This is a genomic window from Pseudomonas anguilliseptica (genome assembly GCF_900105355.1).
GTDB lineage: Bacteria > Pseudomonadota > Gammaproteobacteria > Pseudomonadales > Pseudomonadaceae > Aquipseudomonas > Aquipseudomonas anguilliseptica.
In genome coordinates this window covers 796,226-820,338 of record NZ_FNSC01000001.1, presented here as the reverse complement: position 1 = coordinate 820,338, position 24,113 = coordinate 796,226, and the positions used below count along the sequence as shown (strand labels likewise).

The window sequence follows — 24,113 nt, the reverse complement described above, 5'->3', positions numbered from 1 at the left end:
CCGGCGGCTACTAGAGTCTCTTTCAATACTTTTTTGATAATGAGCCGCCATGCTGCGTTTCGATGACCTGCAGTTGTTTGTCACCACCGCTGATCTGGGCAATCTCTCGGCCGCTGCGCGGCGCCTGGATATTTCCCCTGCAGTGGCCAGCGCCGCGCTCAAACGACTGGAGCAGCAGCTGGAAGCGCGCCTGTTCAGCCGCTCCACCCGCAGCCTGCGGCTGACGCCCGAGGGCGAGCTGTTTCTCGGCCATGCGCGCCTGGCCCTGCAGAGCCTGGATGACGGCCGGCAGCAACTGGCTGGCAGCAAGGTTGGCATCAGCGGGCCGTTGCAGCTGTCTGCGCCGTCGGATTTCGGTCGCAACACCTTACTGCCCTGGCTGGATGAATTTCAGCAGGCGCACCCGCAGGTGCAGCTGCGTCTGCTGCTCGGTGATCGCGTGGCCGATCTGTTCCGCGAGCCGGTGGACATTGCCCTGCGCTATGGCGCACCGGAGGATTCCAGTCTGGTTGCCTTACCCGTGGCCGCGCTGAATCGGCGCGTGTTATGCGCTGCACCGCAGTACCTGCAGCGGCATGGAGCGCCGCAATCAGTGGATGAACTGGCCGAGCACAACTGTCTGCTCTATATGCTCGGTGGGCGGCTGCATGATCGCTGGCGCTTCAGCGACGGCAAGCGCGAGCAGGGCATCAGCGTCAAAGGCGACCGGGTCAGTGACGATGCCGATGTGGTGCGGCGCTGGGCGGTCAGTGGTGCCGGGCTGGTCTACAAATCCTGGCTGGATGTGGCCGGCGATGTGCGTGCAGGTCGGCTACAGGTGTTGTTGCCTGAACTGCGCGGCGAGCCGACGCCACTCAACCTGATCTGCGCGCACCGGGCGCAGCTGAGTAAACCGGTGCTCTTGCTGCGAGAGTTCGTGCAAATTCGCTGCGAGGAGTTGTTGGCGCAGGGACCCTGGCCGAACTAAGATTGCCGCCAGCGCGCTGCGGCAATCCATCGCAGTGCGGCTATGTCACATGCGCCCCGGAGCAATGCTAGAGTCGCGCCCCATGAAAATGACCCGTACTGACCGTCGCCTGCTGGCCTGGATGCTGTATTTCAGCGTTCTGTTCAGTACGTTCGCCTGCAGTATTGGTCACGGTCAGATGGCCGGCCTGCAGCTCAGCGGGCTGGGCAGCCAGTACTGCTCCTTTGAGGGCAACTTCGGCGCCGGCGCGGATCTGGATGGTTCCGGTGTAGTGGCGCCCAACCCGGCGACGGGCTCCGGCTGTTCCCTGAGTTCCACCTTCAGCGCGATCATCCTGGCGGCGTTCTTCGGTCTGCTGGGCTTGCTGGCCCCCAGTCGCGCGCCCCTGCTGACGTTCTTCTTCACCCCGCGCCCCGTTCGCTACCTCTGGCCCTCGGCCAATCCCCGCGCATCCCCTGTTCTGGCTTGAGTCGCTGTTGCTGCGGCAGCCTTTGCTGCCGCGCGTATCACTTGAAGCCAGATAAAAACCGCGCTTATCGGTGCCCTAAACCTGAGTCAGAACCTGTTTAAAGTCTCGCGAGCTAGAGTCCTGCAAGGCAAAACAGGCGAGGAAGCGGAGTGTACGAGTTGTACATGAGCATTCCGAGTCTGTTTTTAACGCAGCAGGGCCGACGCGCAGCAGACTTTCAGCAGGTTCTCAGGCGGCACCCGATAGGCCGAAGTTGGGGAGGTCCATGCGTCAGATATCCGTATTCAGCCTGCTGGCCGTTAGCATCAGCCTGGCCAGTTCCGCCTATGCCGAACAGCTCAAACTGGAAGACAGCACCATCGTCGGTAAGCAGCAGGGCGATACCACTGCGCCGACAATTGCCGAGAAGCGCGCCGAGTTTGCGCGGATTCCCGGTGGTGCCAGTGTGGTCGATGCTGAAACCTACAAAACCGGCCGCGCCAGCTCGCCGCAGGATGCCCTGGGCCAGGCCACGGGCGTGTATATCCAGTCACGCTCCGGCGCCGAGGAGTCGCGTCTGTCGATCCGTGGCTCGGGCCTGCAGCGCACCTTTCACCAGCGTGGCATCCTGCTGATGCAGGACGGCGCACCGCTGAACCTGGCTGATGGCAGTGGCGACTTCCAGAGCATCGAACCGATCGCCCTGGACCATATCGAGGTCATGCGCGGCGCCAATGCCTGGCGCTATGGCGCCGCCAACCTAGGCGGGGCGATCAACTTTCTCACGCCCACCGGCAAGACCGCACCCAAGGTGCAGCTGCGCGCCGAGGCCGGCAGTTTCGACTACCAGCGCATCTTCGGCGCAGTGGCTGAAGACTTTGGCGACTGGGATGCCTACCTGAGTATCTCCGATTACGCCCAGGACGGTTTCCGCGATCACGCCCGCCAGGAAAGTCAGCGCTATTTCGCCAATATCGGCGGACGGATCAATGAGCGCTTGTCGACCCGCTTTTATATCAGCCATGTGGAAACCGATTCGGAAATCCCCGGCAGCCTGACCAAGGCGCAGCTGCGGCGTAACCCTGAGCAGGCCGCGCTGAGCACAGTAACCGGCGATAACAAGCGCGATTTCACCCTCAACCGCATCGGCAATATCACCACCCTGCCGCTGGACGGTGGACACAGCCTGGAGCTGTCGAGTTTTTACAGCGAGAAATCGCTGTGGCACCCGATCTTCCAGGTGCTGGAAGTTGATAGTGAGGACCTCGGTGTACGCCTGACTCACAAGTGGCAGAACAGCGATGGCTGGCGCTGGAGTGGCGGGGTGGAGGCGCTGCAGGGCCGCAACCACACGGAAAACCATGTCAACGTGCTAGGCAAGCGCGGCAATCAGATGGACCGCCAGGTACAGACCGCGCGCAGCCTGAATGCCTTTACCGAGCTGGAAGTACCGCTGGCTGAAGACTGGGCGCTGATCGGTGGTCTGACCTGGCTGCACAGCGAGCGCGACATCGATGACAAGCTGAAAAGCAGCTTCAACTTCGTCGGCATGCCGACTGGCTTCCAGGATTCGTCATTCAACCGTAGCTACAGTGCCCGGATTGGCCGTATCGGCCTGCGCCATGATCTGTCCGACGGTGTGCAGCTGTTTACCAACCTCAGCCAGAGCTACGAGCCGCCGACTTTCAGCGAGCTGACCGGGGGCTCCATCGTCACCGAAAACGAGGCGCAGAAGGCCACCACCCTGGAGGCGGGTATGCGCTTCACCCAGGGCAATCTGGACCTGGACCTGGCGGTTTACCGCAGCGAGATCCGCGACGAGCTGCTGGGCTACGTCAACCCGCTGGCCCCGACTCAGGTGATCACCACCAACGCCGACCGCACCGTGCATCAGGGCATTGAATTCGGTGGTGCCTGGCAGCTGGGTGAAGTGGTATTGCGCGGTCAGTACTTGCTCAATGACTTCCGCTTCGACAACGACCCGGCCTATGGCAACAACCGCATTGCCGGCGTGCCGAGCCAGTTCCTCAAGGGTGAGGCATTGTGGCAGCGCAATGGCTGGTACGCCGGCCCGACAGTCGAGTGGGTGCCGGTGCACTACGCCGCCGACCATGCCGAGTCGCTGTATGCCGAGGCCTATGCGATCTGGGGGCTGAAGGGCGGTTATCGTCCACGTGAAGGCCTGGGCTTCTTCGTCGAAGGGCGCAACCTTTCGGACAAGACCTATATCGCTACCACCGGCGTTGTGGCCAATGCCCGTGGCCAGGATGCCGCGCTGTTTATGCCCGGCGACGGTCGCAGCCTGTATGTCGGCCTGGAGTGGAAGCTTTGACTGCAGCACTGCAACCGCAAGAACTGCCACGCCTGACCTGGCGCCAGCGCCTGCTACGGCTTATGCCGTGGCACAAGCGCCTGGCGCTACTGGCCTGCCTGGGGGTGTTCAGCTGGGCCGGCAGCGGCATGCTGCACCCGCTGATGGGTTACCTGCAGCCGCGTCCGCAGACCATGGCCACACCACAGCAGGTGTTGCCGCTGGATAACCTGCGCAGGTGCTCGGCGCGGCTGGTGTTGCCCAGGTGCAGGGCTTGCGCCTGCTGGTGCTGGCCGGTGAGCCTTATTACCAGGTGCGTCTGGCTGGCGAACTGCAGCCGCGTTACTGGCATGCACGCAGTGGTCAGGCAGTCGAGCTGGCCGCTGCCCATGCCGAAAGCCTGGCGCGGCACTACCTGGGCCGCGACGAGCCGCTGGCCTATGCCGGCAGCATCGAGCGCTTTACCAGCGAATACGCCTTTATCAACCGCCTGCTGCCGGCGGCGCGGGTCGACACTCAGCGTGATGACCAGTTACGCCTGTATGTCGATCTGTTCCATGACCGCCTCGGCACCCTGGTGGATGAGCGCAGGGCCTGGTTCAGCGTGTTCTTCCAGACGCTGCACAGCTTTCGCTGGCTGGATGCGGCCGGGCCGTTGCGGCCGGTGCTGATGCTGGTGCTGCTGGCCTCGATTGTCTCGGCGACGCTGTTCGGTATGGCGCTGTTTATCGCCCGCCATCCATGGCGGCGACCCTGCGGGCCGTCGCTGAGCGACGTTAAAAATGGCTCCCGGCCATTTTTTATCGCCCGCCGAGGTGCCCGTAGCTTCAATCGGCGCCTGCATGGCTGGTGGGGGCTGGGCCTGGCCTTAGCGACGCTGAGCTTTGCCAGCAGCGGTGCCTGGCATCTGTTGCACAAGCAGGTTGCGCAGCCCTGGCCGGCGCCCTTTGTGCCGAGCTTTAGTGTGGCCGAGTTGGACAAGGCACCGGCGGCCGACTGGCTGCTGGCCGGTGAAGAGCTGTACATGCTCAGCCTGCTTGAGCTCGACGGCAAGCCGATCTGGCGCGCCCAGGGGCAGCAGTTCACCAGCATGCCCAGCCTGCATTACCTCGATACTCAGGGCCGTGAGCTGGGCCATGACACCCCGCGTCGGTATGCTCAACAGCGCCTCGATCATTACGCCAAGGCCCTGGGGTTGGGTGAGGCGCAGGCGCTCACGCTGCAGCACCGCTTCGACCATGAATACGGCTTCGTCTTCAAACGCCTGCCGGTGTTCAAGGCCAGCTATGCCGATGCGCACAACACCGCGCTGTTTATCGACCCGTTGGACGGTGCACTGGCCAGCCGCGTGCAGGATGCAGACCGCAGCGAAGGCTGGACCTTTGCCTACCTGCACAAGTGGGAGTTTCTCGCAGGCCTTGGCAATGGCTACAAGCACCTGCTACTGGGCATCGTTGCGCTGGCTCATGTGCTGTTGGCGCTGGTGGGGCTGAGTCTGCTGCGCCGCGGGCAGCGCCGATGAACCGCTGCCGATCCATCACTCTTTATGGTCATACCTGGAGCTGAATATGCAGAAGCCGACTACGTCGAACATCTCGTTCTACAACCTGGCCTGGCGCTGGCATTTCTATGCCGGGCTGTTTGTGATTCCGTTTCTGATCCTGCTCTCGGTCACCGGCATCATCTACCTGTTCAAGCCACAACTTGACCAGCTGATGTATGCCGAACTGCAGCAGGTCACGCCTGCCGAACAGGCGATCTCGGCGGATCAGCAGCTGGCGTTGGTGCGTCAAGCGTATCCAAAGGCGAGCATCAGCCAGTACCTGCCGCCGCTGAACGCCGAGCGCAGTGCGCAGTTTGTGCTGGAGGCTGATGGCCGGGGCCTCAATGTATTTGTTGACCCCTACAGCGCCAGGATTCTCGGCAGCCAGGATGCGCAGCTCAACCTGCAGGCCATCGCCCGTCAGCTGCATGGTGATCTGATGGTCGGGACTCTGGGCGATCGGCTGATCGAGTTGGCCGCTGGTTGGGGCATCGTGCTGGTGGTCTCTGGCCTCTACCTGTGGTGGCCGCGCGGGCGTTCCGGTGCGGGCGTGCTGTGGCCAAGGCTGAGTGCCCGTGGGCGACTTTTATGGCGTGACCTGCATGCGGTGACTGGCTTCTGGGGCTCGCTGCTGTTGCTGTTTATGCTGCTCACCGGCATGACCTGGACTGGCTTCTGGGGTGCGCAGTTTGCCGGCGCCTGGAATCACTTCCCGGCGGCGATGTGGGACGACGTGCCGCAGTCCGGCAAGCTCACCGGCAGCCTCAACAGCAGCAGTCAGCAGACTGTCGCCTGGGCGGTGGAAACCACGCCGCTGCCGGCTTCCGATCCACACGCCGCGCATAACTGCCATGCCACTGCCCTGGCGCCCGCCGCCCCGGCCAACCTGCTGCAGTACGTAGTCGATACCGCTGCTGAGCGCGGCGTACAGCCGGGTTACAGCATCACCCTGCCGCAAGGTGAAACCGGGGTGTACAGCATCGCGCTGTTCGCCGACGACCCGCGTAACGACGCCACCTTGCATATCGATCAGTACAGCGGCGCGGTGCTCGCCGATGTGCGCTGGAAGGATTACGGCGTGGTGGCGAAAACCGTGGAAACCGGGGTGATGCTGCATGAAGGCAAGCTGTTCGGCCTGGCCAACCAGTTGCTGATGCTCGCGGTCTGCCTGCTGGTGCTGCTGAGCGCGGTCAGCGGCCTGATCATGTGGTGGCAACGCCGGCCGAGCGGCAAGCTCGGCGTAGCACCGCTGCGCCACGACCTGCCACGCTGGAAGACCGCGATGGTGATCATGGGCCTGCTCGGCGCGGCCTTTCCGCTGGTGGGGGCATCCCTGCTGCTGATCTGGGCGTTGGACTGGCTGCTGCTCTCGCGCCTGCCTAAGCAACGCTTGGCCAACGGCTGACTGGAATAACCGGCGCGGGCTTGGCCCGCGCTAGGGCTTCGCGTTACAACATCTGTCATGGACAGTCAGTCCACTTTTGGAGGAATACCATGTTGTTGAAAAAGACCCTGCTGATTGCCGCTCTGCTGAGTCCGAACCTGTTTGCCAGTGCTCACGAATACACCGCTGGCGAGCTGCATATTGCACACCCCTGGTCGCGGGAAATGCCGGCCGTAGCGCCCACCGCTGCAGCCTATTTCGTGGTGCACAACAAGGGCAGCGAGGCCGATCGCCTGCTCAGCGCCAGCACACCGGTGGCGGGCAAAGCCGAGCTGCACGAACATATCCACGCCGATGGCCTGATGAAGATGCAGCAGGTGCAGAATGTGGCGATTCCTGCCGGTGGCGAAGTGAAGTTCGAACCCATGGGCTACCACGTCATGCTGTTCAACCTGAAACAGCAGGCCAAGGACGGCGAGGGCTTTCCGCTGACCCTGACCTTCGAGAAGGCCGGCAAAGTCGACGTGGAAATTGCCGTACACAAGGACGCCCCTGCCGGTGAGAAATCCCACGGTGAAGGGCACGCGCACTGAGCTGTGCGCCCAGCCCTGCTGCGTTGCAGCGGGGCTGCTGCTGTTCGGTGATATTCACCGTCATTGATTTGCATCAGCCGTCCTGCTTAGGCCGTTAGTCATACTCGGCGCAGGATTCTTGAGTTGTCGTGATGCCCCGCAATCGCTCCTTCACTGCCGATTACCGCGCGAGCTGGCTGGCTCTGTTGGCCATGCTGTTGCTCAGTGTTGGGCCGTTGCTGTCGCAGCTCACTGCGCCGGCTGAACCGGCCTGGCTGACGGAACTGGCTTGCGGGGAGCATGCCGGTAGTCATAACGACCCTCTGAATCACGACGCGCTGTGGGCCAAGTGCGGCTATTGCACCTTGTTGCTCAACAGCCCGGCCACCGGCTGCGCCAGCCAGACACTGGCGCTGGCCGCCGCTATACCCGCTGACCGGCATATTGCGCCGGTGCGCAGTGGCGTTGCCCGCTCAGCCATTTTCCCCGGTTCGCGCAGCCGCGCACCGCCTGCCTATTCCTGATCGCTATTGCCCTGTTGCCTGTGTCGGTGCTGCGTGTGCGGTGCCGGCCATTCTCTGGTTTTGTCTCGATTCTGGAATACCCATGTCTACTTGTTCGCTTTTGATCAGTGCTGCACCTTTTCGACTGGCGCCGCTGTGCGTCGGTCTGCTGTTGGCCACTCAGGCGCATGCCGCGCAAACCACTGAACACGACCCGGAGCAGCATGCGCTGCAATTGCCGCCCTCGGTGGTCACCGCCGTGCAGCAAAGCTCGCCACTGACCGTGGTGGCCGACCCCAAGGATCCGCGCCAGCCGGTGCCGGCCAGTGATGCAGCGGATTATCTGAAGACCATTCCGGGTTTCTCCGCGATTCGCAGTGGCGGCAGCAACAGTGATCCGGTACTGCGCGGCATGTTCGGTTCGCGCCTGCTGCTGCTCACCGACGGCGGGCAGATGCTCGGTGCCTGCCCGGGCCGGATGGATGCGCCCAGCTCGTATATCTCGCCGGAAACCTTTGACCTGCTGACCGTGAACAAAGGCCCGCAAACGGTTATCTGGGGCCCCGGCGCTTCGGCTGGGGTGGTGCGTTTCGACCGTGCGCCGGAGCGTTTCGGCGAGCTGGGTGCGCGCCTGCATGCCAGCGTGCTGGCCGGCTCCAATGGCCGTTTCGACCAGACCCTGGATGGTGCTGTGGGCGGTGAGCAAGGCTACCTGCGGGTGACCGGTAACCGCTCGCATTCGGATGATTACGCCAACGGTAACGGCGACACCATCCCCTCGCGCTGGGATAAATGGAACGGCGACGTGGCCCTGGGCTGGACGCCGGATGCCGACACCCTGGTCGAACTCACCGCCGGCCGTGGCGATGGCGAGGCACGCTACGGCGGCCGTGGCATGGACGGCACCCAGTTCAAGCGCGAAAGCCTGGGCTTGCGCATTGAGCGGGACAATTTCGGCGGTGTACTGGATAAGGTCGAGGCCAAGGTCTACTACAACTACGCCGACCACATCATGGATAACTTCCGCCTGCGTGTGCCGGACCCGACCAGCATGATGGCCATGCCCATGGCCTCGCAGGTCGACCGTCGCACCCTCGGTGCACGCCTGGCTGCGACCTGGGTGTGGGAGGATGTTGAGCTGATTACTGGGCTCGATGCCCAGCGCAGCGAGCACCGTGCCCGTCGTTCCACCTACAGCATGATGACGGGCTACACGGACGCCGACCGCTTCCCCTGGAACAAGGACGCACTGATGCACAACTACGGCGCGTTCGCCGAGGCCACCTGGAGCCTGGCCGAGCATGATCGGCTGGTCTCCGGTGCGCGGGTGGATCGGGCCTCGGCCAAGGACTACCGGCAGAGTTTTCGCAGCATGATGGGTATGCCGCGGCCCAACCCAACGGCGGGTGAGACGCGCGCCGATACGTTGCCGAGCGGCTTTGTGCGCTACGAGCACGACCTGTCCGGTTCGCCGACCACCGTCTATGCCGGCATCGGCCATGTGCAGCGTTTCCCTGACTACTGGGAGCTGTTTTCCGCCGGGCTCAACGGGCCGGCTGGCGCAGACAATGCCTTCGACGGCATCAAGCCGGAGAAGACCACCCAGCTGGATATCGGTATCCAGTACAAGGGTGACGACCTGCAGGCCTGGGCCTCGGCCTATGTCGGCCAGGTGCGTGACTACATCCTGTTCGACTACCGTGGCATGAGCACTCAAGCCGACAATGTCGACGCGCGCATCATGGGCGGCGAGCTGGGCGTGGCCTATGACCTGACGAGCAACTGGAAGACCGATGCCACCCTGGCCTATGCCTGGGGCAAGAACAGCAGCGACGGCGAAGCGCTGCCGCAGATGCCGCCGCTGGAAGCACGTCTGGGCCTGACCTATCAGCGTGACGACTGGAGCGTCGGTGGCCTGTGGCGGGTGGTCGATGGCCAGGGCCGCATCGCCGCTGGACGCGGCAACGTGGTGGGGCAGGACTTTGGCGACAGCGCCGGCTTCGGTGTGCTCTCGCTCAACGGTGCTTACCGCGTCAGCGAGCAGGTCAAGCTCAGTGCCGGGGTGGATAACCTGCTCGACAAGCAATACGCCGAGCACCTGAATCTGGGCGGTGACTCCGGTTTTGGCTTCCCGGCTGATACTCGGATCGACGAGCCGGGCCGCACCTTGTGGGCCAAGGTCGATTTCGACTTCTGATGTGTCCAGTCGTGGGAGGGGCTTTAGCCGCGAGCTTTTGAGTCGCGGCTAAAGCCCCTCCCACATCCGCGCGATGAATCCGCACGGGCTAATACAGCCTTAAGGTTCAAGCGCGACAGTAGTCCTCGCAAACACACAACTTCCCCTGCATCACGAGGACTTCATCATGCGCAAACTGCTTCTGCTGTCTCTGGTTCTGGCCAGCCCGCTGACCTTCGCCGCCACCCAATGCACCAACGCCGACAAGGCGCAGTGGCAGGATCAGGACAAGTTCCAGGCTGACCTCAAAACTCAGGGCTATGAGATCAAGAAGTTCAAGGTCACCGGTGGTAACTGCTACGAAATCTACGGTTTCAACAAGGATGGCCAGAAGGTCGAAATCTACTTAGATCCGGTCACTGGCAAGGCCATCAAAGGCGGCGTTGAAGGCTGATGAACACCGCCACCACACGCCTCTGGGACCCGCTAGTAAGGTTGTTCCATTGGTCTCTGGCGAGCGCTTTCCTGGCCAATTACTTCTTCACCGAAGAGGGCGAGAGCTGGCACCGCTGGTTCGGTTACTACGCTGTGGCCTGGTTGGCGATTCGCCTGGTGTGGGGTTTTATCGGGACACCGGCAGCGCGCTGGGCGGACTTCTGGCCGACCCGGGCGCGCCTGGTCGAACATCTGCGGGCATTATTCAGCGGGCGTGATTTCCACCGCATGGGGCATTCCCCGCTGGGCGCGCTGGTGATGATCGGCATGATGCTGCTGATGCTCGGCCTGGGTGTGACCGGCTTTCTGATGGAAGAAGTCGACTACTTCTGGGGTGCAGATCTGCCATTAGAAATTCATGAATTCTGCGCCGATGCATTGATGGCCTTGGTGGGCCTGCACATCGCGGCGGCGTTGTTTGAAAGCTACCGGCTGAAGGAAAACCTGCCGCTGTCGATGGTCACCGGCAAGCGGCGCAAATTGGACCACTGAGTTTTTATCTGTCGCGGCTAAAGCGCCTCCCACGGCAGACGTGCTGATGTGGGAGGCGCTTTAGCGGCGATTATCAGGTTCAGACCAGGCGTGCATCCAGGCTGTTTTGCGCCAGGCGCTTGGCCTGCTCCTGGGTCATGCCCAGACTGTCGTGCAGTGCGGCGAAGTTCTCGGTGACGTAGCCGCCGAAGTAGGCCGGATCATCCGAGTTCACCGTCACCTTCACCCCGCGTTCAAGCATCTGCAGGATGTTGTGCTGGCGCATGTCGTCGAATACGCAGAGCTTGGTGTTGGACAGCGGGCAGACGGTTAGCGGGATCTGCTCGTCGATGATGCGCTGCATCAGCCGCTCGTCTTCGATGGCGCGCACGCCGTGGTCAATGCGCTCGATTTTCAGCAGGTCCAGGGCTTCCCAGATGTATTCGGGCGGGCCTTCTTCACCGGCGTGAGCCACGGTCAGATAGCCCTCGCTGCGCGCCTTGTCGAACACCCGCTGGAACTTGCTCGGCGGGTGGCCCATTTCCGAACTGTCCAGGCCGACGGCGATAAACGCATCGCGAAATGGCCTGGCCTGCTCCAGGGTTTTAAAGGCTTCTTCTTCGGGCAGATGACGCAGAAAGCTCAGGATCAAACCGTGGCTGATACCCAGTTGTTTCTCGCCATCGACCAGCGCCTGTTTGATACCGCGCAGCACCACTTCGAAGGGAATGCCCCGATCGGTGTGGGTCTGCGGGTCGAAGAACGGCTCGGTGTGGATGACGTTCTGCGCCTTGCACTTTTGCAGGTAGGCCCAGGTCAGGTCGTAGAAATCCTGCTCGGTGCGCAGCACATCGGCACCGGCGTAATACAGGTCGAGAAATTCCTGCAGGTTGTTGAAGGCATAGGCGCTGCGCAGCGCTTCAACGTCATTCCAGGGCAGCTTGATCTTGTTGCGCTCGGCCAGGGCAAACAGCAGCTCGGGCTCCAGCGACCCCTCAATGTGCAGGTGCAGTTCGGCCTTGGGCAGGGCATTGAGCCAGTCGTACATGGTCAGATCTCGTTATCAGGCGTGGTCGCGACAAAGTTTAACCGCAAGGACAGGATTTCGCCGAATCGGTACGGCTGTTGACGATGTGTGGCGCTATGTAGGGTGGACATCGCTTTTTATGTCCACCAGCGAGCAGCGTAGTAACGCAGGTGGTGGATGAAAAAAGCGTCATCTACGCGCCCCGATCCACCCTACGCCTGACGGTGTTATGCGTCGGCCTGTTCTTCACGTCGATACGCATAGGTATCGGCAAAGCGTGACAGCAGGTACTCAGCGCTGGTCACGCTCGGATACTTAGGCGGATGGGCGGCGTCCGAGCAGTTGGGCAGGCAGCTGATCTCGGTGTCCGGGTGCGGTTCGGCGAAGAACGGCATGGAGTAGCGATCCACCCCCAGCGGGCTGATCACCCGGTGCGGGGTCGAGGTGTAGCGGTCGTTGCTCCAGCGCGCGAGCATGTCGCCGATATTCACCACAAAGCTGCCGGCAATCGGCGGCGCATCGATCCACTCACCGTCACGGTTACGCACCTGCAGACCGCCGGCGTCGTCCTGATAGAGCAGGGTGATGCAGCCGTAGTCGGTGTGTTCACCCGCGCCTTGCTGTTCGGCGCTGCTGGCGGTGTGGCGCGGCGGGTAGTGGATCATCCGCAGCACGCTGATCGGCTCATGAAAGCGCGTGTCGAAAAACTCGCGGTCGATATCCAGGGCAATCGTCATGGCGCGCAGCAGGGTTTGCGCCAGTGCCTGCATATCGGCGTAGTGCTGTTCCATCAGGGCGGCCCATCCCGGCAGATCCGGGTGGCGATTGGCGCCACGCAACGGCTTGCCGGCCAGCACCTCGGGATGATTGAGATCCATATGGAAACCCATGTCGAAGGTTTCCTTGAGGTCGCTCGGTTTGCTCGGGTCCAGCTGCTCGGTGGCAATCGCGCCGTAGCCACGGTGGTGGGCGGTCTGGGTGATGTCGATCTTGAGCTTTTCGGCAGCCGGCAGGGCGAAGAAGGTCTTGGCGGCGCTGAGCAGGTCGGAGATACGCGCCGGGCCGATCGGGTGGCCGGTGATATAGAAGAAACCCCATTCGCGGCAGGCGCGGTCAATCTGCTCAGCCACGGTGGGCCAGGCGGTTTGGTCGTCACTGTAGAGCGGGGCGATATCGATAATCGGTAGGCGGTTCATAAAAAGCTCCGGGATGTTGCTGCGAGTCTTCTCGTACCCAGGGCAGCGGTGCGTAGTGCTGAAGGCCAGCACCACGGTGATGCGGTTCTGCTGCTCGACAAGCAGGGACGGCATCGGTGTGATCTGTGTGGGAGGGGCTGCTGTTCGCGGCTAAAGCGGATCGCCGCCCGGCCCCTCCCACAAGGTTTGGCGGATGCCTTACTTCGGCAGTTCAGCCTTTACGTTTTCCACGTAGTAGTTCATCGACGCCAGTTCGGCGTTGGTCGCGGCGATGCCGGCCGGGATTTTTTCTACGCCGCTCTGGTCCTTGATCGGCCCGGTGAACGGGTGGAAGGCGCCGCTCTTGATATCCGCGATGATCTGCTCAGCTTCGGCTTTCACGTCCGCCGGCACCAGGTCGCTGATCGGCAGGCGAATGGTGTCTTCCGCCAGACCGCCCCAGAAGTCTTCAGACTTCCAGTTGCCGTCGATCACCGCCTGAGTGGATTTGACGTAGTGCGGGCCCCAGTCGTTGACGATCGAGGTCAGTACGGCTTTCGGCCCGAAGTGCGCCATGTCCGAGGCGTAACCCACGGAATAAACACCACGACGCTCGGCGGTCTGGATCGGCGCCGGGCTGTCGGTGTGCTGGAACACCACGTCGACGCCCTGGTCGATCAGCGCGTTGGCCGCGTCGGATTCCTTGCCTGGATCGAACCAGGAGTTGACCCACACCACCTTGATTTCGCTGCCCGGGTTGTACTTGTCCAGCGCCAGCTGGATGGCGTTGATATCGCGGATCACTTCCGGGATCGGGAAGGAGGCGACGTAGCCGATCTTCTTGGTTTTGGTCATCTTCGCCGCGAGGAAGCCGCCGACGTAACGACCTTCATAAGAGCGTGACAGGTAGGTGCCGAGGTTCTTGTCCTGCTTGTAGCCGGTGGCGTGCTCGAAGGTCAGTTTGGGGAACTGCTTGGCGACTTTCAGCGTTGGGTTCATATAGCCGAAGGAGGTGGTGAAGACCAGGTCATAACCGCCCTTGGCCATGTTGCGGATCACCCGCTCGGCGTCTGCGCCTTCCGGCACGTTTTCCACGTAGCTGGTCTCGACTTTGTCACCCAGCTGTTTGATCACCGCCTGACGGCCCTGCTCATGCTGGTAGGTCCAGCCGTGGTCGCCAATCGGGCCGATATAGACAAAGCCGACCTTTAACGGATCGGCGGCAGAAGCGCCCAACGTGGTGCTAAAGCCAAGGGCGGCAACAAGGGTGCGCAGCAGCGGTTTTTTGCTCTTCTCGAACATGGTCGGTGGAACTCCGATGGGTGTGAGTACGTTGTGGTTAAACAGCTGCCTGTTCAATTGCAAAAAGCTGACCAACTGGACAATTAGCGCTGCGCGCCGCGCTAAAACACAGAACCCCGCCGGGGGGGGGCTGTGGTGGTGCGTAGCGAGCTTGTTGTGCTGCCAGATGGTGCGGTGTTGCTCTTGGGGTGTCGCGGCTAAAGCGGAGTGCCGCCCAGCCCCTCCCACAGATTGCTGCATCCCTGTGGGAGGAGCTTTAGCCGCGAACAAGGTAAAAAGCTTCAGTGCCCCGGCTGCCAGGGTTTTCCCAGTGACAACGAAGCAAACAGGCGAGTCTTGATCGCGTCACGCGACAGCAGTACTAGCACCAGAATGGTCGCCACATAGGGCAGCATCGCCAGCAGGTTGGAGGGGGTCGACAGGCCGATGCCCTGGGCCACCAGATGGATGCTGCTGGCCAGACCGAACAGGTAGGCGCCGAGCAATACGCGTAATACCCGCCAGCTGGCAAATACCACCAGCGCCAGGGCGATCCAGCCACGGCCGGCGGTCATGTTTTCCGCCCACATTGGCGTATAGGCCAAGGACAGGTAACCGCCCGCCAAGCCGGCCATGGCTCCGCCGAACAGCACCGCTAGGGTACGCACGCGCAGCACCGGCAGGCCCATGGCGCTGGCGGCGTCGGGGTTCTCACCGACCGCCTGGATGACCAAACCGATGCGGCTTTTCAGCAGCACCCAGGCCACCATGGCGAATAGGCCGAAGGACAGGTAGACCAGAATGTCCTGGGCAAACAGCATGCGCCCGATCAGCGGGATCTCGCTCAGCAGCGGAATGGCGATGGGTTCAAACCCGGCCAGCGGCTTGCCAACCCAGGCCGCACCAACAAAGGTCGACAGGCCGACGCCAAAGATGGTCAACGCCAGCCCGGTGGCCACCTGGTTGGCGTTAAAACCCAGGGCCACGGCGGCGAACAGCATGGACAGCAGCATGCCGGCGCTCATCGCCAGCAGCACGCCGAGCCACAGGTTGCCGGTACTCAGGGCGACGATAAAACCGATCACCGCGCCGAACAGCATCATGCCTTCCTGGCCGAGGTTGAGCACGCCGCTCTTCTCGCAGATCAGTTCACCCAATGCCACCAGCAGCAACGGCGTACCGGTGCGCACCATGGCGTAGAAGATATTGCTTAACAGGTCGAGATCCATATTTGCAGCCTCAGGCGCGTGCTAAATGTGCAGGTGAAAAGGTGATGTCGATACGGGTTGTGGGATGGGCTTTAGCCGCGACAGTGCTTCGCTTGAAATCGTCGCGGCTAAAGCCCATCCCACGGTTAGGTGGTCGCCTCGGTGAGCCTTTCGCGCTGTGCCCACTTCAGCTTCAGCCGTGGCCGATAAAGAATCAGCACGTCGCAGGCGAGCAGGAAGAACAGCATCATTCCCTGGAACAGCTGGGTGATCGCCTGGGGCAGGTTCATGGTCATCTGCGCGTTCTCGCCGCCCAGGTAGAGCAGGGCCATCAACAGGCTGGCGAAGACAATCCCGAGCGGATTCAGGCGGCCGAGAAAGGCCACGGTGATCGCCGCGTAGCCGTAGCCCGGCGATACCTGCGGCACCAGTTGGCCAATCGGCCCGGCCACTTCCCCCACACCCGCCAGCCCGGCCAGGCCGCCGCTGACCAGCAGGGCAAACCACACCAGGCGTTTTTCGCGAAAACCGACAAAACCGGCGGCGCGGCGGTCGAGGCCGAGCACCTTGATCTGAAAACCCAGAAAGCTTTTGTGCAGCAGCACCCACACTGCCACCAGGGCCAGCAGGGCGAAGTACAGGCCAGCGTGCAGGCGCCCGTCTTCACTCACCAGCGGCAGGCGGCTGGCATCGCCGAACATTGCCGACTCGGGGAAGTTGAAGCCGGCCGGATCTTTCAATGGGCCATGCACGAAGAACAGCAGCAGGTTCAGCGCGATGTAGTTGAGCATGATGCTGGTAAGGATTTCGTTGGCATTGAACTGCGTGCGCAACCAGGCGGTGAGGCCGCCCCAGGCTGCACCCGCTGCCACGCTGGCGAGTACCACCCAGACCAGCGCCCAGCGGCTGTCCCAGTCGATGATCTGGATCGCCATGGCGCTGCCGGCCAGCGCGCCGAGCAGCAGTTGACCTTCTGCGCCGATATTCCAGATGCGCGCCTGATAGGCCACGGCCAGGCCAAGTGCACAGAGCAGAATCGGCAGCGCCTTGACCAGCAGTTCGGAGACGCCATACCAGTCGGCCAGTGGCGCAATCAGCAGGGTGTGCAGGGTGTCCAGCGGGTCGTGGCCGAGCAGGGCGAACAACAGTGCGCCGCTGCAAAGAGTCAGCACCGCGGCGAGCAGCGGCGATAGCCAGAGCATGGCGCGCGATTGCTGGCCGCGCGGTTCGAGGGATAACAGCATGGAAAACTCCGTCAGCTCAGGCTGGCAGCAGCGGCTGCCGGCGTGCTTGTGATAGGGGGACGCGGGGCGAATTCACCAGCCATCCAGCGGCCGACTTCAACGGCTTCGGTGTCTGCGGTGGCGGCCAGGGGCGAGAGCTTGCCGCTGCACAGCGCGCCAATGCGGTCGCTGATCTGGAACAGCTCGTCGAGGTCTTCGGAGATCACCAGAATCGCCGCGCCGGCATCGCGCAGGGCAATCAGCGCGCGATGAATCGCCGCCGCCGCGCCGACGTCCACGCCCCAGGTTGGGTGCGCGGCCACCAGCAGTTTCGGGTTCTGCAGGATTTCGCGGCCGAGGATAAATTTCTGCAGGTTGCCGCCGGACAGGCTGCGCGCGGGCGCATCGGCATCCGGCGTCTTTACCGCAAAGCGCTGGATAATCTCATCGGCCAGGGCTCGCACCTTGCCGCGCTGAACCAGCCCTTTGCTGACTAAACCTTGCTGGAAAGCGGTGAGCAGGGCGTTATCACTCAGGCTCATATCCGGCACCGCGCCGTGCCCCAGGCGTTCGGCCGGAACAAAGGCCAGGCCCAGCTTGCGCCGCGCATCCGGGTACAGGTCGGCGATGGGTTGAGTGTCCAGGCTGATGCGTTCACGCTCGCTGCGCGGCAGGCGGGTTTCGCCACTGAGCAGGGCCAGCAGCTCGTCCTGACCATTGCCGGCGACTCCGGCGATGCCAACGATCTCGCCGCTGCGCACCTCCAGGCGGATCTGGCTGAGGGTGCAGCCGAACGGGTCGGCGTTGTGCCAGCTGAGATCATCCACGCGCAGGCGCGGCAGGCCTCCGTCAGCTTTCGGGTAGCTGCTTTCCAGGCCTTCAGCGTCGCCGACCATCAGCCGCGCCAGCTGCAGATCGCTGCATTCGGCCGGTATGCAATGCCCCGATACCTTGCCGCCGCGCAGCACCGTGGCGCTCTGGCACAGGGCACGCACTTCGCCGAGCTTGTGGCTGATGAACAGAATGCTGCAGCCCTCGGCCGCCAGACGGCGCAGGGTAACGAACAACTCGTCGGCCTCCTGCGGGGTCAGTACCGAGGTCGGTTCATCAAGAATCAGCAGTTTGATGTCCTGCATCAGGCAACGGACGATCTCCACCCGCTGCCGTTCACCGATGGACAGGCTGTGCACCAGCCGGCCCGGTTCCAGGGCCATGCCATAACGCTGCGAGACTTCGCGAATCTTCGGCTCCAGCTGTTTCGGTGTGCCGGCCGCTGCGCCCATGGCCAGGGCGATGTTCTCCGCCACGCTCAAGGTCTCGAACAGCGAGAAGTGCTGAAACACCATGCCTACGCCAAGGCTGCGCGCCATGGCTGGGTCACGCATTTTCAGGGCCTCGCCCTGCCAGCGAATCTCACCGCTATCGGGCTGGGTGACGCCGTAGATGATCTTCATCAGGGTGCTTTTGCCGGCACCGTTCTCGCCGAGCAGCGCATGGATTTCCCCTGGCGCAATGTTCAAATCGATACGGTCATTGGCCAGGCAGCCGGGGTAGCGCTTGCTGATACCGCTCAGTTGCAAGCGTGGAACAGAGGGGGAACTGGACATGGGCAGTGGCTCGGGAATGACAACTGGCCTGGCTAAAGCAAAAAGCTGGCCAGTGAGTCAGAAAAGCCGCTGTACAGCGCCCGCGTAAGGTCCATCACTACCGCCTGCCTGGTGGAGGCCCCAGCGTGGTGCATGGTCTTGATGGTCGGTGCGTTTTGGCGCATCGCGGGCAAGCCCGCTCCTACAAAAGCGCGCAGCTCCTTGTCATCACTGTTACGCCTCGATCCCCTGTAGGAGCGGGCTTGCCCGCGATACATCCTGAGGACTACGTAGGTCTACAACCACACCGCATCCCATAGCGGGTAATCGCCAATGCGCTTTACCAAGCCAGCCCGCAGTGGATTGGCGATGATATAGCGAGCCGCTGATTGCAGGTCTTCATCCTGGCGCAGCGCGCGGTCGTGGTAACCCGGCTGCCAAATTGGGCCCTGTGTACCAAGGTGCTGATTGATCTGCCGTGCGCTGTTGCTTTTGATATGGCGCATCAGTTCATCCAGCGAGCCTGCTTGCAGTTGAACAAGCCAGTGCAGGTGGTCGGGCATTACCACCCAGGCCAGAGACGCAACCTGTTGTTGCTCATGGGCTGCACGCAATTCTCTGATCAGCAAGCGGGCTAGGGTGAAGTCGTTGAATAGTGGGCGGCGATGCAACAGGGTGGTGGTTAGCAGGTAAAGACGTTCCGGCTCTGAATAGCGGGCGCGCCGCAGGTTGCAGCCATGGGGCTTTGCAGGCATTCCATTGCCTCTAGTGGTGTACTTGATATTGATCGCGGGCAAGCCCGCTCCTACAAAAGCGCGCAGTGCCTTGTCATCACTGTTACGCCTCGATTCCCTGTAGGAGCGGACTTGCCCACGATAATTGGTGAAGTTATCTGCAGGCTCACAGCCACAATGCAGAAGCCTAGTGCATCTACAGCGCCTGCAGCGCAATTCGCCCACGGCTGATATCCGCCATCAGCCGTTGCAGCTCAGCAACCCGTAGCGCGGGGAGGGCAAGCTGCAGTTCGGCCCCGGTGGCGTCGTAGGTTTCGTGCTCCAGCAGGCAGTCCAGCTCCGCCAGGCGCGCTTTGAGCAGGGGCAGTTCGGCAAACAGGCAATGGCAGCGATAAGACTCACGGGCAACCAGCTCGCGGCGAGGAGCGGCTTGCAGGCATTTGTTGGCGCTGCCGCCGTAGGCGCGGGCCAGGCCACCGGTGCCGAGCTGGATACCACCGTAGAAACGGATCACCAGCACTGCGACCTGGTCCATCTCCTGGGCGTCGATGGCGGCGAGGATCGGCCGGCCTGCGGTGCCGCCTGGCTCGCCATCGTCGCTGGAACGGTACTGTTGGCCCACCTTCCAGGCCCAGCAGTTATGGCTGGCGCTGGCGTCGCTGTGCGCGGTGATAAACGCCTGCGCCTCGGCCGCGCTGGTAACCGGCGTGGCGAGGGCGATAAAGCGGCTTTTGCGAATCTCCTCGCGGTAGTCGCAAGGGCCGAGCAGGGTAAAGGGCATCAGGCGTCTTTGGCTGGCGGGGTCAGGCCGCAGCCTTTGAGGATGATGGCAATCAGTTGGTCGCCGGCTTCTTCATAGTCGGCCTTGACCAGGCGCGAGCGACCGGTGACGCGGCAGATCTGCGAAGCAAAGTCGGCGTAATGCTGGGTGCTGCCCCACAGCAGGAATATCAGATGCACCGGGTCCACCGGATCCATCTTGTCGGCGGCGCTCCAGGCTTCGAACACCGCGGCGCGGCCACGGAACCAGGTCTGGTAATCCTGATTGAGCATCTGCGAGAGGTGCTCGCCACCGCTGATCACTTCCATGGCGTAGATACGTGAGGCTTTCGGGTGGCGGCGGGAGAATTCCATCTTGGCGCGGATATAGCCGGCCAGCGCGATGGCGGGATCATCGTCCACGCTCAGGGTGTTGAAGGTGTTGTCCCACAGCTCAAGGATGTTCACCAATACCGCCTGATACAGCCCCAGCTTGTTGCTGAAGTAGTAGTGCAGATTGGCCTTCGGCAGACCAACGTTCTGCGCGATGGTGTTCATACTGGTGCCTTTGAAGCCGTGGCGGGCGAACTCTTCCTCGGCGGCCTTGATGATCGCCTCTTCGTTTTTCTGCCGAATCCGGCCGGCAGGTTTGTTGTTCGGATCGGCTCGGTGCGCAAGTACTTCAACAGTCATGGGCGGTTCCGCAGTGGTCAGGTTTTCGGACGACTGCACTGATACCCCAGCGCTGCCGAGGTGACAAGCGCAAGGGGCAGAAAAAGCTGGCTAAGCGCCATTTGTCGGGCGTTGTGCACCGTCTTTGTGCGAAAAACGGCGCGTGAAAGCGGGTTGTGTCGTGACTCAATGCGCTGCGCTTCAACCCTCGGCCAGCGCCTCAAGAAAACTCTCCAGCACCAAGTGCGGGTGACTGAGGCTAGGCTGATGTCGATAACCGCCAGGCTCGATCATTTCGGAGCGTTGTTGCGCTAGTATGCGCGAACATTCGAGTCTGGCCTGGGTCGCTTGCATAACATCGGCGTGGATCGGAATTTAAGGCGCGCAGTGTCTGTTATGGCCGTTTCGGGAATGGATATGAAAAGAAACAATCGACCAGGCACAGGTGGTGCCCTGTTACTAGTTGCAGCCTATTTGTTACTGCCAACGATGGCTTATGGCGATGAAAACACACCGACGCTTAACCCGCAGCTAAGTGCTGAGATCCAGGCTCTTGAGAAAGAGTTGGCAGAGGAACGTACCGAGTACGCAAACAGGCCACTCCTGAAACATGACGGCCAAGATTTCAGGCCACAGATTCAACACTATCTGAAACGTTGCAGTGCCCAGATCGAGACGGATGCCAATGCCCATTACCCTATGCTACTCAAAGGACATCGTGGCACAGTAAAACTGTCATTCGAGATGGTGGCGGACGGGAGTGTCCAGACTATGAAGGTCGCTGAGTCTTCTGGTAATGCTGCAATGGATGCTGCCGCGCTACGCCTACTTAAGCTAACGACTCCCTGCGAGCCTTTTCCAGATGAGTTGAAGTCCGAAATTGTTAGGCTTAGCAGCGTCAGAACGTTTCACTTTGGCCCATAGGCGTTTGAACCACGGGTAGTTCCGCATATCTATGCGGCTTCGTGGCTAAGCCACTCCTGTAAGCATCCGGTTACGTGCGCCGTTGTTAAGGCGTTGAACTCAAGTGCTAACCGCCAGCGCTTCCAGAAAACTCTCCAGCACCAGATGCGGGCGGCGGCCTTTGCGCGTCACCGAGGCCAGGCTGATGTCGTAGAAGCGGCTGGCTGGCTTGAGCACGCGCAGGCGGCCCTGCTGCACCCAGGCCTGGGCGTAGTGGTCGGGCAGGTAGCCGATATAGCGCCCTGTGAGAATCAGAAAGGCCATGCCTTCGCGGTCCGAGGCGCTGGCGGTGCAGTTGAGCGCCTGGTAGTGGCTCTGCACCTCCGGTGGCAGGCGGAAGGTCGGGGCGATGGCTTCCTGAGCATTCAGCCGCGCATCTTCCAGCTGCTGATCATCGACATAGAACAGCGGATGGCCGACCGCGCAGTAGAGCAGCGAGCGCTCGTCATACAACGTCTGGTATTCCAGCCCGGACAGCGTACTGGCCTGCGGCACCGCGCCGATATGCAGGCGGCCGTCGAGCACGCCTTGTTCGACTTCACTCGGCGGCGTCATGCGGATATGGATATGCACGTCCGGACCGCGTTCCTTCAGGTGTGCCAGGGCGTTGGTGATGCGCATATGCGGCACCGTCACCAGGTTGTCGGTCAGGCCGATATTCAGCTCGCCGCGCAGGTGCTGGTGCAGGCCGTTGACCTCGGTGCGAAAGCTCTCCAGCGCTGCCAGCAACTGCTGGGTGCTCTGGTACACCTCGCGGCCTTCTTCGGTCAGGGCAAAGCCGGCGCGGCCGCGTTGGCACAGGCGCAGGCCGAGGCGTTGTTCCAGGTCGCTCATCTGTTGGCTGATCGCCGAGCGGCCGATGCCCAAGGCGCTTTCCGCGGCGGAAAAACCGCCGCACTCCACCACGCTGCGAAACAGCTTGAGCAGGCGGATATCAAAATCACTGACCTGGGCCAGCGGATCGGGGCGGCGGGTGCTCATTGCGGGTTGCTCATTGTGTACTGCTGTTTGTTTAGTGGGCGCTTAACTAAAGATAAGAAGAGTCTGGTTTTCCTGACTCTAAGCCCGTGGCACCTTTGCTGGCAACAGATTCGACTTTACCGCTTCAATCGCCCACACCGATGCCACCATGAATATGCCACAGACCGAAGTCCTGTCCCTGGCCAGCCAGCTCAAGCTGGATGCGCACTGGATGCCGTTTTCCGCCAACCGCAACTTCAAGCGCGACCCGCGTCTGATCGTCGGTGCCGACGGCAACTACTTTATCGACGACAAGGGCCGTCGCGTGTTCGACAGCCTGTCCGGCCTGTGGACCTGTGGCGCTGGGCACAACCGCAAGGAAATTCAGGAGGCCGTGGCCAAGCAGCTGGGCACCCTGGACTACGCGCCGGGCTTCCAGTACGGCCATCCGCTGTCCTATCAGCTGGCCGAGAAAATCACCGAGCTGACGCCGGCCGGCCTCGATCACGTGTTCTACACCGACTCCGGCTCCGAGTGCGCCGACACTTCGGTGAAGATGGCCCGTGCCTACTGGCGCTTGAAAGGCCAGCCGAGCAAAACCAAATTTATCGGTCGTGCCCGTGGTTATCACGGCGTGAACATCGCCGGCACCTCGCTGGGCGGCATCGGCGGCAACCGCAAGATGTTCGGCCAGATGATGGACGCCGACCACCTGCCGCACACCCTGCAGTCGCACCTGGCCTTCACCAAGGGCATGGCGGCAACCGGTGGCGTAGAGCTGGCCAACGAGCTGCTGAAACTGATCGAACTGCACGACGCTTCGAACATCGCGGCAGTGATCGTCGAGCCGATGTCCGGTTCCGCCGGCGTGATCGTGCCGCCAGTCGGCTACCTGCAGCGCCTGCGTGAGATCTGCACCCAGCACAACATTCTGCTGATCTTCGACGAAGTGATCACCGCCTACGGACGTATGGGCAAGTGGACCGGTGCCGAATACTTTGGCGTCACCCCGGACATCATGAACACCGCCAAGCAGGTCACCAACGGCGCGATTCCGCTGGGTGCGGTGATCGCCAGCAGCGAGATCTACAACACCTTTATGAATCAGGCGATCCCTGAGCATATGGTCGAGTTCGGCCACGGCTACACCTACTCGGGCCACCCGGTTGCCTGCGCCGCCGGCCTGGCGACCCTGGAGCTGCTCAAGCGCGACAACCTGATCGAGCAATCGGCGGCCCTGGCACCGATCTTTGAAGAGAAGCTGCACAGCCTCAAAGGCAGCAAGAACGTTATCGACATCCGCAACTGTGGTCTGGCCGGCGCGATCCAGATCAGCCCGCGTGACGGCGACCCGGTGATCCGCCCGTTCGAGGCCGGTATCAAACTGTGGAACGCCGGCTTCTACGTGCGCTTCGGTGGCGACACCCTGCAGTTCGGGCCAACCTTCAACACCACGCCCGAGCAGCTGGACTCCGTGTTCAACGCCGTCGGCGATGTGCTGAACAGCCTCGACTAAGGCGTAGGGTGGATGTCGCTTCACCCATCCACCAAGTTGCCGCGCCGCAAGGTGGATGAAAACAGCGTCATCCACCCTACGGGAACACCCCACTTTTTCTGCAGGTGCCAGCCGTTCGGCGCCTGCTAAAACAATATCC

The 24,113-nt window shown here is 62.1% G+C and carries 22 protein-coding genes; 12 read left to right on the top strand and 10 right to left on the bottom strand.

The genetic code is table 11. The features are described from left to right. Positions 1 to 49: 49 nt before the first annotated feature. From BLW24_RS03915 to BLW24_RS03870, 10 genes are all read left to right on the top strand, one after another. Entirely contained in the window at positions 50 to 967 is a 918-nt protein-coding gene (locus tag BLW24_RS03915) for a LysR family transcriptional regulator (RefSeq protein WP_090376963.1), read from the top strand. Between the two features lie 82 nt (positions 968 to 1,049). Beyond that, positions 1,050 to 1,436 carry a DUF2946 domain-containing protein gene (locus tag BLW24_RS03910; RefSeq protein WP_090376960.1) on the top strand — a complete coding sequence of 129 codons (387 nt, stop codon included), beginning with the start codon at positions 1,050 to 1,052 and terminating at the stop codon, positions 1,434 to 1,436. A gap of 265 nt (positions 1,437 to 1,701) precedes the next feature. Then, positions 1,702 to 3,747, top strand: coding sequence for a TonB-dependent receptor family protein (locus tag BLW24_RS03905; protein WP_090376957.1), 2,046 nt, complete (start codon positions 1,702 to 1,704; stop codon positions 3,745 to 3,747). Positions 3,748 to 3,964: 217 nt separating this feature from the next. After that, complete coding sequence (locus BLW24_RS03900; protein WP_244161078.1) at positions 3,965 to 5,248, top strand: hypothetical protein; 1,284 nt, start codon at positions 3,965 to 3,967, stop codon at positions 5,246 to 5,248. A gap of 46 nt (positions 5,249 to 5,294) precedes the next feature. Next, positions 5,295 to 6,674, top strand: coding sequence for a PepSY-associated TM helix domain-containing protein (locus BLW24_RS03895; RefSeq protein WP_090376954.1), 1,380 nt, complete (start codon positions 5,295 to 5,297; stop codon positions 6,672 to 6,674). 89 nt (positions 6,675 to 6,763) lie between these two features. Next, complete coding sequence (locus BLW24_RS03890; protein WP_090376951.1) at positions 6,764 to 7,246, top strand: copper chaperone PCu(A)C; 483 nt, start codon at positions 6,764 to 6,766, stop codon at positions 7,244 to 7,246. 131 nt (positions 7,247 to 7,377) lie between these two features. After that, positions 7,378 to 7,749, top strand: coding sequence for a DUF2946 domain-containing protein (locus BLW24_RS03885; RefSeq protein ID WP_090376948.1), 372 nt, complete (start codon positions 7,378 to 7,380; stop codon positions 7,747 to 7,749). Between the two features lie 82 nt (positions 7,750 to 7,831). Then, entirely contained in the window at positions 7,832 to 9,925 is a 2,094-nt protein-coding gene (locus BLW24_RS03880) for a TonB-dependent copper receptor (protein WP_090376945.1), read from the top strand. Between the two features lie 166 nt (positions 9,926 to 10,091). Next, positions 10,092 to 10,358 carry a PepSY domain-containing protein gene (locus BLW24_RS03875; RefSeq protein ID WP_090376940.1) on the top strand — a complete coding sequence of 89 codons (267 nt, stop codon included), beginning with the start codon at positions 10,092 to 10,094 and terminating at the stop codon, positions 10,356 to 10,358. Then, positions 10,358 to 10,891, top strand: coding sequence for a cytochrome b/b6 domain-containing protein (locus BLW24_RS03870; protein WP_090376937.1), 534 nt, complete (start codon positions 10,358 to 10,360; stop codon positions 10,889 to 10,891). The genes BLW24_RS03875 and BLW24_RS03870 overlap by 1 nt, the downstream gene beginning before the upstream one ends. A 79-nt stretch (positions 10,892 to 10,970) precedes the next feature. Here BLW24_RS03870 and BLW24_RS03865 read toward each other — a convergent pair whose 3' ends face one another. The 9 genes from BLW24_RS03865 to BLW24_RS03825 form a co-directional block, all read right to left on the bottom strand. After that, a complete protein-coding gene (locus tag BLW24_RS03865; protein ID WP_090376934.1) occupies positions 10,971 to 11,918 on the bottom strand; it encodes an adenosine deaminase in 948 nt (315 codons plus the stop codon). A gap of 206 nt (positions 11,919 to 12,124) precedes the next feature. Then, the gene (locus BLW24_RS03860; RefSeq protein WP_090387623.1) at positions 12,125 to 13,093 is read right to left on the bottom strand and encodes a 2-oxoglutarate and iron-dependent oxygenase domain-containing protein; all 969 of its coding nucleotides are present in this window, start codon (positions 13,091 to 13,093) and stop codon (positions 12,125 to 12,127) included. Positions 13,094 to 13,291: 198 nt separating this feature from the next. After that, positions 13,292 to 14,374, bottom strand: a complete 1,083-nt coding sequence (locus BLW24_RS03855) for a BMP family ABC transporter substrate-binding protein (protein ID WP_090376931.1) — start codon at positions 14,372 to 14,374, stop codon at positions 13,292 to 13,294. A gap of 281 nt (positions 14,375 to 14,655) precedes the next feature. Further along, complete coding sequence (locus tag BLW24_RS03850; RefSeq protein WP_090376928.1) at positions 14,656 to 15,582, bottom strand: ABC transporter permease; 927 nt, start codon at positions 15,580 to 15,582, stop codon at positions 14,656 to 14,658. Positions 15,583 to 15,707: 125 nt separating this feature from the next. Beyond that, positions 15,708 to 16,805 carry an ABC transporter permease gene (locus BLW24_RS03845; protein WP_090376925.1) on the bottom strand — a complete coding sequence of 366 codons (1,098 nt, stop codon included), beginning with the start codon at positions 16,803 to 16,805 and terminating at the stop codon, positions 15,708 to 15,710. 11 nt (positions 16,806 to 16,816) lie between these two features. Further along, positions 16,817 to 18,397, bottom strand: coding sequence for an ABC transporter ATP-binding protein (locus BLW24_RS03840; RefSeq protein WP_167360439.1), 1,581 nt, complete (start codon positions 18,395 to 18,397; stop codon positions 16,817 to 16,819). A gap of 269 nt (positions 18,398 to 18,666) precedes the next feature. Then, entirely contained in the window at positions 18,667 to 19,125 is a 459-nt protein-coding gene (locus tag BLW24_RS03835; protein WP_090376920.1) for an REP-associated tyrosine transposase, read from the bottom strand. A 175-nt stretch (positions 19,126 to 19,300) separates the two neighbouring features. Beyond that, positions 19,301 to 19,885, bottom strand: coding sequence for an IMPACT family protein (locus BLW24_RS03830; protein WP_090376917.1), 585 nt, complete (start codon positions 19,883 to 19,885; stop codon positions 19,301 to 19,303). After that, entirely contained in the window at positions 19,885 to 20,556 is a 672-nt protein-coding gene (locus tag BLW24_RS03825; RefSeq protein WP_090376914.1) for a TetR/AcrR family transcriptional regulator, read from the bottom strand. Before BLW24_RS03825 ends, BLW24_RS03830 begins: the two co-directional genes overlap by 1 nt. 396 nt (positions 20,557 to 20,952) lie before the next feature. Between BLW24_RS03825 and BLW24_RS03820 the strand changes: the two genes are divergently transcribed. After that, positions 20,953 to 21,459, top strand: coding sequence for an energy transducer TonB family protein (locus BLW24_RS03820; RefSeq protein WP_167360318.1), 507 nt, complete (start codon positions 20,953 to 20,955; stop codon positions 21,457 to 21,459). A gap of 99 nt (positions 21,460 to 21,558) precedes the next feature. On the opposite strand, the gene BLW24_RS03815 is transcribed toward BLW24_RS03820, so the two are convergent. Further along, positions 21,559 to 22,479, bottom strand: a complete 921-nt coding sequence (locus tag BLW24_RS03815) for a LysR family transcriptional regulator (protein ID WP_090376909.1) — start codon at positions 22,477 to 22,479, stop codon at positions 21,559 to 21,561. Between the two features lie 148 nt (positions 22,480 to 22,627). On the opposite strand from BLW24_RS03815, the gene aptA reads away from it, so the two are divergent. Further along, positions 22,628 to 23,974 (top strand): omega-aminotransferase AptA, encoded by a 1,347-nt coding sequence (gene aptA / locus BLW24_RS03810; RefSeq protein WP_090376906.1) that lies wholly within the window; start codon positions 22,628 to 22,630, stop codon positions 23,972 to 23,974. Positions 23,975 to 24,113: the final 139 nt, after the last annotated feature.